This window comes from Thalassospira sp. SN3W (assembly GCF_038070535.1).
In the GTDB taxonomy this organism is placed as follows: domain Bacteria; phylum Pseudomonadota; class Alphaproteobacteria; order Rhodospirillales; family Thalassospiraceae; genus Thalassospira; species Thalassospira xiamenensis.
This window is the reverse complement of the sequence record NZ_CP121124.1, coordinates 2,382,536-2,394,229: the sequence shown is the minus strand read 5'-3', so window position 1 is coordinate 2,394,229 and position 11,694 is coordinate 2,382,536. Positions and strand designations below refer to the sequence as shown.

The 11,694-nt window shown below is 56.4% G+C and carries 8 protein-coding genes; all 8 read left to right on the top strand.

Annotated features, from left to right (window positions below):
- Nucleotides 1–184 precede the first annotated feature (184 nt).
- The 8 genes from mdh (at nucleotide 185) to P8T57_RS10725 (ending at nucleotide 11,524) form a co-directional block, all read left to right on the top strand.
- Nucleotides 185–1,135 (top strand): malate dehydrogenase, encoded by a 951-nt coding sequence (mdh, locus tag P8T57_RS10760; protein WP_007089203.1) that lies wholly within the window; start codon nucleotides 185–187, stop codon nucleotides 1,133–1,135.
- 138 nt (nucleotides 1,136–1,273) lie between these two features.
- Nucleotides 1,274–2,503 (top strand): ADP-forming succinate--CoA ligase subunit beta, encoded by a 1,230-nt coding sequence (sucC, locus tag P8T57_RS10755; protein WP_258547382.1) that lies wholly within the window; start codon nucleotides 1,274–1,276, stop codon nucleotides 2,501–2,503.
- Nucleotides 2,504–2,505: 2 nt separating this feature from the next.
- Nucleotides 2,506–3,381, top strand: coding sequence for a succinate--CoA ligase subunit alpha (gene sucD, locus P8T57_RS10750; protein ID WP_085642343.1), 876 nt, complete (start codon nucleotides 2,506–2,508; stop codon nucleotides 3,379–3,381).
- A gap of 69 nt (nucleotides 3,382–3,450) precedes the next feature.
- Nucleotides 3,451–6,363: a 2-oxoglutarate dehydrogenase E1 component gene (locus P8T57_RS10745; RefSeq protein ID WP_341363091.1), complete on the top strand. Its 2,913-nt coding sequence runs from the start codon at nucleotides 3,451–3,453 to the stop codon at nucleotides 6,361–6,363.
- A gap of 105 nt (nucleotides 6,364–6,468) precedes the next feature.
- Nucleotides 6,469–7,746, top strand: coding sequence for a 2-oxoglutarate dehydrogenase complex dihydrolipoyllysine-residue succinyltransferase (odhB, locus tag P8T57_RS10740; protein WP_037990442.1), 1,278 nt, complete (start codon nucleotides 6,469–6,471; stop codon nucleotides 7,744–7,746).
- A 24-nt stretch (nucleotides 7,747–7,770) separates the two neighbouring features.
- Nucleotides 7,771–9,177, top strand: coding sequence for a dihydrolipoyl dehydrogenase (gene lpdA, locus P8T57_RS10735; RefSeq protein WP_341363090.1), 1,407 nt, complete (start codon nucleotides 7,771–7,773; stop codon nucleotides 9,175–9,177).
- 228 nt (nucleotides 9,178–9,405) lie between these two features.
- On the top strand, nucleotides 9,406–10,743 hold the full coding sequence (locus P8T57_RS10730) for a DNA cytosine methyltransferase (RefSeq protein ID WP_341363089.1): 1,338 nt from the start codon (nucleotides 9,406–9,408) through the stop codon (nucleotides 10,741–10,743).
- Entirely contained in the window at nucleotides 10,736–11,524 is a 789-nt protein-coding gene (locus tag P8T57_RS10725; protein WP_341363088.1) for a hypothetical protein, read from the top strand. Before P8T57_RS10730 ends, P8T57_RS10725 begins: the two co-directional genes overlap by 8 nt.
- Nucleotides 11,525–11,694 lie beyond the last annotated feature (170 nt).

The window sequence follows — 11,694 nt, the reverse complement described above, 5'->3', positions numbered from 1 at the left end:
AACCGGGAACCGGCGGTTTTCCTCGTGAAAACAGCGGCGTTTCCCCTTGTAAAAGCGGCCGAATCAGTTTACGACACTCGGTGTTTACGAACGATTCTTTCGCGTTCGCAGGTTTAAATTTTCAATCGCGCTCCCAAGTTGAGTTTCGACGCCTCGGAAGCGCAATAGGGAAGAAGGTAACGGAATGGCCCGCAACAAGATCGCGCTCGTCGGTGCCGGCAATATTGGTGGTACTCTGGCCCACCTCGTCGGCCTGAAAGAGCTTGGCGACGTCGTCCTTTTCGACATCGTTGATGGCATGCCACAGGGCAAGTCTCTCGACATTGCTGAATCCTCCCCCGTCGACATGTTTGATGCCGACCTCAAGGGCACCAGTGACTATAAGGACATCGCAGGCGCTGATGTCGTTATCGTGACTGCCGGTGTGGCCCGCAAACCCGGTATGAGCCGTGATGACCTCATCGGCATCAATACCAAGGTCATGACCCAGGTTGGTCAGGGCATCAAGGAACATGCCCCGGACGCATTCGTCATCGTCATCACCAACCCGCTTGATGCGATGGTCTGGGTGATGCAGCAGGCAACCGGCTTCGATCCGAAAAAAGTTGTCGGCATGGCTGGCGTTCTGGACTCTGCCCGCTTCCGTTACTTCCTCGCCGAAGAATTCAATGTATCGGTCAAGGATGTCACCGCCTTCGTTCTGGGCGGTCACGGCGATACCATGGTCCCGTCGATCCGTTATTCGACCGTTGCCGGTATCCCGGTTCCCGACCTGATCAAAATGGGCTGGACCACCCAGGAAAAGATCGACCAGATCGTTCAGCGCACCCGTGACGGTGGTGCTGAAATCGTCGCTCTTCTGAAAACCGGTTCCGCTTTCTACGCCCCGGCTGCTTCGGCAATCGCGATGGCCGAAAGCTACCTGAAAGACCAGAAACGCGTCATGCCGGTTGCTGCTTACCTTAGCGGCGAATACGGCGTTGACGGCCTGTATGTCGGCGTCCCGGTCGTTCTGGGCGCTGGCGGTGTTGAACGCATCGTCGAAATCAACCTCGACGAGTCCGAAAAGGCAAACTTCGACAACTCCGTGAACGCAGTTCGCGGCCTCGTCGAAGCTGCCAAGGGCATGCTCTAAGATCGCGAAGCGGGCTGGTCAGTGACCGGCCCGTTTTTCATTCATTGTCGTTATTATAACGTCAATGAACGCGGGCCTCGCAACAACGTCCCGTTATGAAGCAGGGACATTGAAACCACGATTTCTGACCCACAGGAAATCGTACGGAAGGCAAGAAAGCGACCGAACATGAATATTCATGAGTACCAGGCGAAAGAAATTCTTCGCAAATACGGTGTGACCGTGCCGAACGGCAAGGTTGCATACACCGCTCAGGAAGCCACCGAAGCGGCCCAGTCTCTGGCTGGCCCGGTTTACGTGGTGAAATCACAGATCCATGCAGGCGGCCGCGGTAAAGGCACCTTCAAGGAAGCAACCGCTGGCGACAAGGGCGGCGTTCGCGTCGTCAAAAGCGTCGAGGAAGTCGGCACCAATGCCGGTCAGATGCTCGGCGCGACCCTGGTCACCCACCAGACCGGCCCGGATGGCAAGGAAGTCAAACGCGTCTATATCGAAGAAGGCTGCGACATCGCACGCGAACTTTATCTTTCGCTGCTTGTTGACCGTGCCACTTCGCGCGTGATCTTCATGGCCTCCACCGAAGGCGGCATGGACATCGAAGAAGTTGCCGAAGCAACCCCGGAAAAGATCGTCACCGTTGACATCGATCCGGCTGCCGGTTTCTCGGGCTTCCATGGTCGCAAACTGGCATTCGCACTGGGTCTCGAAGGCAAACAGGTTTCCAAGGCCGTCAAATTCATGACCGCCATGTATAACTGCTTCCTCGAAACCGATGCCGCCATGGTTGAAATCAACCCGCTGGTCGTTACCGGTGATGGCGACATCATCGCGCTCGATTGCAAAATGAACTTCGACGACAACGCGCTGTTCCGTCATCCCGACATCGAAGAACTGCGCGACGAAGACGAAGAAAACCCGGCCGAGCTCGAAGCTGCAAAACACAGCCTCAACTACATCAAGCTCGATGGCACCATCGGCTGCATGGTCAACGGCGCAGGCCTTGCCATGGCAACCATGGACATCATCAAGCTTTATGGCGGCGCACCGGCAAACTTCCTCGACGTTGGCGGCGGGGCCACCAAGGAACGCGTTACGACCGCGTTCAAACTGATCCTGTCTGATCCGAATGTCGAAGGCATCCTGGTCAACATCTTTGGCGGCATCATGCGTTGTGACGTGATCGCAGACGGCGTTGTGGCAGCAGCCCGCGAAGTCAGCCTGAACGTTCCGCTGGTCGTTCGCCTCGAAGGCACGAATGTCGAACTTGGCAAGAAAATCCTCGAAGAATCGGGTCTGCCGATTGTTTCGGCCGATAACCTTGCCGATGCCGCCGAAAAGGTGGTCAAAGCTGTGAAGGAGGCCGCGTAACTATGGCTGTTCTCGTCGATAAAAACACCAAAGTTATCTGCCAGGGTTTCACCGGTTCGCAGGGTACCTTCCACAGCGAACAGGCAATTGCCTATGGCACCAAAATGGTTGGCGGCGTAACCCCGGGTAAAGGCGGCACCAAGCACCTTGACCTGCCGGTCTTCAACACCGTTGACGAAGCAGTCCATGTGACCGGTGCCAATGCATCGGTGATCTATGTTCCGCCGCCCTTCGCGGCTGATGCAATTCTCGAAGCCATCGACGCCAAGGTCGAACTGGCTGTCTGCATCACCGAAGGCATTCCGGTTGCCGACATGGTTCGCGTCAAGCGCGCCCTTTCGGGTTCGAACACCCGTCTGATCGGTCCGAACTGCCCGGGTGTCATCACGCCGGACGAATGCAAGATCGGCATCATGCCGGGCCACATTCACCGTCGCGGCAAAATCGGTATCGTTTCACGTTCCGGTACGCTGACCTACGAAGCAGTCGCACAGACCACCGCCGCAGGGCTCGGTCAGTCGACCTGTATCGGTATCGGTGGTGACCCGGTCAACGGCACCAACTTCATCGATTGCCTTGAACTGTTCCTGAATGACCCTGAAACCCAGGGCATCATCATGATCGGTGAAATCGGTGGTTCCGCCGAAGAAGAAGCATGCGAATTCCTGCAGGCTTCCAAAGTCAAAAAGCCGGTTGCTGGCTTCATTGCCGGTGTCACCGCACCTCCGGGTAAACGCATGGGCCATGCCGGTGCGATCATCTCCGGCGGTAAGGGCACTGCGGATGCGAAAATGGAAGCAATGCGCAGCGCTGGTATTCTTGTTGCCGATTCCCCGGCAAGCCTTGGCTCGACCATGCTCAAGGCTTTGAACGGGTAATCAGGGTAGTCAGAGGAAAGGCAGGGGGAGGCGTGGTCTCTTTCGGGACCATGCCTTCCAAGACCACAAATGAAACCTCAAGATATCGACACGATTCTGAACGAGTCGAACGCAACCTACATCGCTGAACTTTATGCCCGGTATCAGAGCAACCCAACTGCGGTTGATCAGAGCTGGGCCGAGTTTTTTGACGGGTTGCAGGACGACGCCTCCGATCTCCTTGCCGAAATGCAGGGACCCAGCTGGCAGCCGCGGGAAACCAAGGTTGTTGGCGGTATGGAAGGTTACGACGTCTCACAGGGTCACGCCGAACGTCCCGCCAATGGCGGTTACGCACCGGCGGCCCACGCCGCACAACAGACCGCGCCGGTCAGCTCCGACGCCATCCGTGCCGCGGCACATGATTCGATTCGCGCCCTGATGCTGATCCGCTCCTATCGCGTGCGCGGCCATCTCGAAGCGAATCTTGATCCGCTGGGCCTTGCCCCGCGCGATCCGCACCCGGAACTCGATCCGAAAACCTATGGCTTCACCGAAGCCGACATGGATCGTCCGATCTACATCGCCAATGTTCTTGGCCTTGAAACCGCGACCGTTCGTCAGATCGTATCGTTGGCACGCAAAACCTATTGCGGCTCGATCGGCATCGAATTCATGCATATCCAGGAACCTGAACAGAAATCCTGGATTCAGCAGCGCGTCGAAAGCATCGGCAACCAGACACAGTTTACCGCACGCGGCAAGGAAGCCATCCTTGAACGTCTGGTCGAAGCCGAAGGTTTCGAAAACTATCTGCACACCAAATATGTCGGCACCAAGCGTTTCGGCATCGACGGTGGCGAAGCCCTGATGCCGGCCCTTGAACAGATCCTCAAACGCGGCAGCCAGCTTGGCATCCGCGAGGTCGTGTTCGGCATGCCGCACCGTGGTCGTCTGAACGTTCTGGCCAATGTGCTCAACAAACCGTTCCAGGCGATCTTCTCGGAATTCATGGGCAACCCGTCCAAGCCGGACGACGTGATGGGCTCGGGTGACGTCAAATATCACCTTGGCACGTCCGCTGACCGCGAATTTGACGGCAACGTTGTTCACCTGTCGCTGACCGCGAACCCGTCCCACCTCGAAGCGGTAAACACCGTCGTTCTGGGCAAGGTCCGCGCCAAACAGGCACAGCGCAAGGACACCAACCGCGAACAGGTCATGGGTATCCTCCTTCACGGGGATGCGGCCTTTGCCGGTCAGGGTCTTGTCGCTGAAACCTTCGATCTGTCGCACCTCAAAGGCTATCGTACCGGCGGTACGATCCACTTTGTCGTCAACAACCAGATCGGTTTCACCACCAAGCCGTCCGATAGCCGTTCTTCGCCTTACTGCTCGGATATTGCCAAGGTCGTTCAGGCGCCGATCATCCATGTCAATGGTGACGACCCAGAAGCCGTGGTTCACGCCGCACGCATCGCGACCGAATTCCGTCAGGAATTCAAACAGGACGTTGTCATCGACATGTTCTGCTATCGCCGCTTTGGCCACAACGAAAGCGACGAACCGGCCTTCACCCAGCCCAAGATGTATGACGTGATCGGCAAACACCCGACCACCAAGGACATCTACGCCCAGAAGCTGGTCAAGGAAGGTCTTCTGACCGAAGAACGCGTCAAGGAACTGGATCAGAAATTCCAGAGCCACCTTGACGACGAATTCAAGGCCTCCGAAGCCTATCGCCCGAACAAGGCAGACTGGCTCGAAGGCAAATGGTCGGGCCTCGCCTCCTCGCACGGCGAAGATGCGGACTGGACCGGTCAGACCGGTGTGGAAAACGACTTGTTGCAGGAAGTTGGCCGGGCACTTTCGACCCCGCCCAGCGACTATGACATCAACAAGAAAATCCTGCGCCAGCTCAAGGCCAAGGCCAAGATGTTCGAAACCGGCGAAGGCATCGACTGGGCAACCGGCGAAGCCCTCGCATTCGGCACCCTGATGTGCGAAGGCACTCCGGTGCGTCTGTCCGGTCAGGATTGCCAGCGCGGCACTTTCTCGCAGCGTCACGCAAAACTGGTCGATCAGACCAACGAGGCAAAATACACCCCGCTCAACAACATCCGTACCGGCCAGGCCGAGCTTGAAGTCCTCAACTCGCCCCTGTCCGAAGCCGGTGTTCTGGGCTTCGAATATGGCATCACCCTTGCCGAACCGCATTCGCTGGTTCTGTGGGAAGCCCAGTTCGGTGATTTTGCCAACGGTGCACAGGTCATCATTGACCAGTTCATCAGCTCGGGCGAAGCCAAATGGCTGCGCATGTCGGGTCTGGTGATGCTGTTGCCGCACGGTTACGAAGGTCAGGGCCCGGAACACAGCTCCGCCCGTCTGGAACGGTATCTGCAGCTTTGTGGTGAAAACAACATGCAGGTGGCCAACGTCACGACCCCTGCAAACTATTACCACATCCTGCGCCGCCAGATCCGCCGTTCGTTCCGCAAGCCTCTGATCCTGATGACGCCGAAATCGCTTCTGCGTCACAAACAGGCGGTCTCCTCGCTGTCCGAATTCGGACCGGGGACCGTCTTCAAATCAGTGATCAGCGAAACCGGCAAACTGACCGATGCCAAAAAGGTCAAACGCGTCGTCCTGTCGGCGGGCAAGGTCTATTACGATCTGCTGGCTGAACGCGAAAACCGCGGGATTGACGATGTTGCCCTGGTGCGCGTCGAACAGCTCTATCCGTGGCCGGCCAAGGAACTGGCAGAAGAACTTGCCAAATATCCCAATGCTGACGTGGTCTGGTGTCAGGAAGAACCCGAAAACATGGGGTCCTGGTACTTCGTCGATCGTCGTATCGAAGGCGTGCTGTCTGAAATCAAACACAAGGCCGGTCGCCCGATCTATGTCGGTCGCAAGGCTGCCGCGTCCCCGGCAACGGGCTTGCTCAAGGCTCACCTGCGCGAACAGGCCGAACTGGTCGATGCCGCGCTGAGCGTAAAATAACTTTATCGGACGGGCGGGAAACCGCCCGTTCGACCCGCACATTCAGAATTCATTCGTATTCGGGCAGGCCCAAACTGTCTGATTGAAAAAACGGTCGAGGAAAAAATGGCGACTGAAGTTAAAGTTCCCACGCTGGGCGAGTCTGTTACCGAAGCAACAATTGCGAAATGGTACAAAAAAGTCGGTGATGCAGTTGCAGCCGATGAACCGATTGTCGAACTTGAAACCGACAAGGTCACCGTCGAAGTCAACGCACCGGTCGCCGGCGCGATTGCCGAACTGGTCGCCCAGGAAGGTGACGAAGTCGAAGTCGGCGCCCTGATCGCCATGATCAAGGAAGGTGCCGAAGGCGCTGCTCCGGCCAAGGAAGAAAAAGCCGAAGCCAAGGAAGAGCCAAAGAAAGAAGAGCCGAAAAAAGAAGAAGCCAAACCGGCTGCTGCCCCGGCAGCAAGCGCACCGGCGGCTTCGACCTCGGCCAATGCCGATCATCCGCTGCCGCCTGCCGTTCGCAAACTGGTCGAAGACAAAAATCTCGACCCGTCGAAAATTCCGGCATCGGGCAAAGACGGCCGCCTGACCAAGGGCGACGTTCTGAACTTCCTCGAAAATGGTGGATCGGCGCCGCGCGCAGCGGCTGCTGCACCGGCGGCACCTGCTGCACCGAAGCCCGAACGCGAACTGCGCGAAGGCGAAGAACGCGTCAAGATGTCCAAGCTGCGCCAGACCATCGCGCGCCGCCTGAAAGAAGCCCAGAACACCGCGGCCATGCTGACCACTTATAACGAAGTGGACATGACCAACCTTCTGGCCTGCCGTAACCAGTACAAGGACGGCTTTGAAAAGAAACACGGCGTGAAGCTCGGCTTCATGTCCTTCTTCATCAAGGCCTGCACCACGGCGCTTAATGAATGGCCGGCGGTCAATGCCGAGATTGATGGCAACAGCTTCATCTATAAAAACTACTGCGATATCGGCGTTGCCGTTGGTACCCCGCAGGGTCTGGTTGTTCCGGTGATCCGTTCGGCGGAAAAGAAAAGTTTTGCCGACCTCGAAAGCACGATTGTCGATTTCGGCAAACGCGCACGTGACGGCAAACTGGGCATGGATGAAATGACCGGCGGCTCGTTCACCATTTCGAATGGTGGCGTGTTTGGCTCCCTTCTGTCATCCCCGATCCTGAATGCGCCGCAGTCCGGTATCCTCGGCATGCACAAAACCCAGATGCGCCCGGTCGCGATCGACGGCAAGGTCGAAATCCGTCCGATGATGTATCTCGCACTGTCCTATGACCACCGTATCATTGACGGCCGCGAAGCCGTTTCCTTCCTGGTACGCGTCAAGGAATGCATCGAGAACCCGGAACGCATCCTGCTCGACATCTGATCAGACAAAAGGATCAAAGAACTCATGGCTGAGAACTACGACGTTGTCGTGATCGGTGGCGGTCCTGGCGGTTATGTTTGCGCCATCCGCGCCGCACAGCTTGGTCTCAAGGTTGCCTGCGTTGAAAAACGCGGCACCCTTGGCGGTACCTGCCTCAATGTGGGCTGCATCCCGTCCAAGGCCCTGCTTCATTCCTCCCACCTGTTCGAGGAAGCGACGGAACATTTCGATACCCATGGCATCGAAGTCTCCAAGCCGAAGGTCAATCTCGAAAAGATGATGGCCCGCAAGGACAAGGTCGTTGACAGCAATGTCAAGGGCATTGAATTCCTGTTCAAGAAGAACAAGGTCACCTATGTCAAGGGTGCTGGCGAAATCACCTCGCCCACCTCGGTCAAGGTTGCCCTTCTGGACGGCGGCGAAGAAACCATCAATGCCAAGAACATCGTGATCGCCACGGGTTCGGAAGTCACCCCGCTGCCGGGTGTCGAGATTGACGAGAAAAACATCGTCTCCTCGACCGGTGGTCTGGTGCTCCCGAAAGTGCCGAAAAAGATGGTTGTCATCGGGGCTGGCGTGATCGGTCTCGAACTCGGTTCGGTCTGGCGTCGGCTTGGTTCCGAAGTCACCGTGATCGAATATCTCGACCGCATCCTGCCGGGCATGGACGGCGAACTGGTCAAACAGACCCAGCGCATCTTTGCCAAACAGGGCCTTGAATTCAAACTGGGCCACAAGGTCACCGGTGCGAAAACCGGCAAGTCTGGCGTGACGCTCACGGTTGAACCGTCCAAGGGCGGCGATGCCGAGGAAGTCAAGGCCGACGTCGTTCTGGTCGCCATTGGCCGCCGTCCGTTCGTCAAGGGCCTTGGCCTTGATAAGGTCGGCGTCGAACTTGATGATCGCGGTCGCGTCAAGACCGACGAACATTTCCAGACCAACGTGCAGGGCATCTTTGCCATTGGGGACGCCATCATCGGTCCGATGCTGGCCCACAAGGCCGAGGAAGACGGTGTTGCGCTGGCCGAAATGCTCGCTGGCGAAGAAGGCCATGTCGATTACGGCAAGGTCCCGGGTGTTGTTTACACCTGGCCCGAAGTCGCCGCTGTTGGCAAAACCGAAGAGCAGCTCAAGGAAGAAGGCGTCGACTACAAGGTCGGCAAATTCCCCTTCACTGCCAACGGTCGCGCCAAGGCAATGGAAAGCACCGAGGGGTTTGTCAAAATCCTCGAAGACAAGAAAACCCACCGCGTCGTCGGCGCACATATTGTCGGCCCGGCGGCTGGCGATCTGATTGCCGAGGTTGTGCTGGCGATGGAATACGGCGCCTCTGCCGAAGACATTGCACGCACCTGCCACGCCCACCCGGCCCTTGGCGAATCCGTCAAGGAAGCCGCCCTGGACGCCGACAAACGCGCGATCCACATGTAATCCTGATTGGGAAAACCCGATCCGTGAAACGGCCGCTCCAATGGGGCGGCCGTTTTTTATGTCCGCCCGCAACACTTTATCAGCAATCCGCTACTGGCTCACGAACGCCGAGTGAAAAGTATCCGCTCCCGGCTTTTCAGAACAAATCCAGAATGAATAGTAGAAAGCGATCGACATCCTGTGCTAGTTCCGGTACAGAGAATCGTCGAGTATAATGCAAGAGATTGGATGCAAATGAGGCCCATCGGGATCGATCTTTTTGCTGGAGCAGGTGGGTTAAGCCTTGGCTTTGAGCAAGCTGGGTTCAATGTTGCAGCTGCGGTGGAAATCGATCCGGTGCATTGCGCCGTTCACAAGTACAACTTTCCCCAAACTGCAATCATCCCGCGCTCAGTCGAAGGACTCAGTGCAGACCTCATTCGTGAAGCAGCAAATATCGGCAACGCCACTGTAGATTGCGTATTTGGTGGCGCGCCCTGCCAAGGGTTTTCGTTGATCGGCCATCGCGTACTCGACGACCCGCGCAACAAACTCGTTCTAGAATTCGTGCGAATTGTGTCGGAGCTCAAAGCCCGAACATTTGTATTCGAGAATGTAAAGGGCCTCACAGTAGGAAAACATAAAGCTTTTCTTAAAGAGCTCGTCGCCGCCTTTGATGCAGCAGGTTATGATGTTCGTATCCCGTGGAAGGTTCTCAATGCCGGAAATTTTGGGACGCCTCAATTTCGTGAACGTTTAATCCTGCTCGGCTGTCGTAAAGGCGAGAAACTACCCGAGTATCCGGTTGAAAGCACCAATCTCGCTGGACGCGCGCGAAAAATTGAAGGGCTACCTGATGGTCCGACATGTATGGATGCGATTGGCGACTTACCTGATGCGGATCAATTTGGAGCACTGCTGTCTTCCGATTCAGTAAAAACCTCCACCTACGGCGAACCTTCTGATTACGCTGCCGGGCTGCGCTGCATGAAAAATAGTGCGTGGCACTACAGCTATGTTCGTGACTGGAATCCGATGAAGCTCACATCTAGTGCCCGGACCGAGCACACCGAGATATCGCGCCGCAGATTTTCAGAAACCGAACCCGGTACCGTCGAACCAATCAGCCGCTTCTTTAAATTGCCGATGCAGGGCGTATCAAACACTTTGCGGGCAGGAACAGACGGCGCACGCGGCGCGTTCACCAGTCCCCGGCCGATCCACTACAAATATGACCGATGCATTACTGTTCGGGAAATGGCGCGCTTGCACGGCTTTCCTGACTGGTTTCGATTAAATGTCACCAAATGGCATGGGGGCCGACAGATTGGCAATGCCGTTCCGCCGCCCCTCGCCCGGGCTGTTGCTACCGAAGTGATGAACGCACTTGGCGTTCAGCCGATCCACCCGGATACAACACTGGAACTTGGAAACGAAGCACTCCTCTCGCTCGACCTTTCCCGTGCAGCAGAACATTTCGGCGTCCAACCGCCAAGTAACCGCCGCGACAAGAAAAGCGGTGCAAAAAAGCGCAAACAAATCGAGATCGAACGCGAACGCTTGTCAGGGCAGTTAGTACATGGATAAGACACCCAATCGCTATCTATCGCTCATCGAAAAGATTTTCCTTGATCGCTATCAGGCCGGAAAAACCGAACTCGAGTTTGCCAGAACGGATATCGAGGATGCCGCTGACGAACTTGACATCAAACTGCCTAAAAATCTGGGAGATGTACTTTACGCGTTCCGTTTTCGCATTGCGCTGCCCGAGAAAATAGTTGCGACGCAACCCGAAGGAATGGAATGGGTAATCGAACTGGCAGGCCGGGCTATTTACAAGTTTCGGTTGGTAAAAATTAACCGTGTTCTTCCTCGCGAAGACCTTGCCAGAATTAATATTCCGGATGCGACGCCCGAAATCATCCGGGCATATGCCCTTGACGATGAACAGGCACTTCTTGCAATTGTCCGCTACAATCGCTTGATCGACACCTTCCTCAGCCTCACAACCTACAGCCTTCAGAACCACCTGCGAACGACGGTCAAGGGCATAGGACAGATCGAGATAGACGAACTTTATGTAGGTATCGACAAGCGCGGCTGTCACTACATCATCCCGGTCCAGGCCAAGGGCGGCAAGGATCAGATCGGGATTGTACAGACATCGCAAGATATCCGCTTCGTCCAGGATAAGTTTCCAGATATGCGCTGCCGCGCCATCGCTGCTCAGTTTATGGATGGCGATATCGTTGCGCTTTTCGAACTTATGCTTCAGGACGGCGAGGTCAAAGTTGTCGACGAAAAACACTATCGGCTCGTGCCCGCCCGGAAGCTCGACCAAACGGCTATCCGCGATTACCGGGATTGAAACGTGAAGAAAAAATAATTGACCTCCCGGATACCTGACCCAAGTCCGGGCCAAATGCCTCGTCTTGGTATGCTCCGATCTACCCTTGTCCTGCTCTGCCCCCGGCCTGCAAACAGTCGCAAGAGTGACACCCGGCAAGCTCCTCCCGCCGGAGACGATGCCGATACTGC

What these genes read in the sequence shown, in the direction of transcription:
- mdh (WP_007089203.1), top strand. Translation starts at nt 185, where the DNA reads ATGGCCCGCAACAAGATCGCGCTCGTCGGTGCCGGCAATATTGGTGGT.
- sucD (WP_085642343.1), top strand. Translation starts at nt 2,506, where the DNA reads ATGGCTGTTCTCGTCGATAAAAACACCAAAGTTATCTGCCAGGGTTTC.
- P8T57_RS10745 (WP_341363091.1), top strand. Translation starts at nt 3,451, where the DNA reads ATGAAACCTCAAGATATCGACACGATTCTGAACGAGTCGAACGCAACC.
- odhB (WP_037990442.1), top strand. Translation starts at nt 6,469, where the DNA reads ATGGCGACTGAAGTTAAAGTTCCCACGCTGGGCGAGTCTGTTACCGAA.
- lpdA (WP_341363090.1), top strand. Translation starts at nt 7,771, where the DNA reads ATGGCTGAGAACTACGACGTTGTCGTGATCGGTGGCGGTCCTGGCGGT.
- P8T57_RS10730 (WP_341363089.1), top strand. Translation starts at nt 9,406, where the DNA reads ATGCAAATGAGGCCCATCGGGATCGATCTTTTTGCTGGAGCAGGTGGG.
- P8T57_RS10725 (WP_341363088.1), top strand. Translation starts at nt 10,736, where the DNA reads ATGGATAAGACACCCAATCGCTATCTATCGCTCATCGAAAAGATTTTC.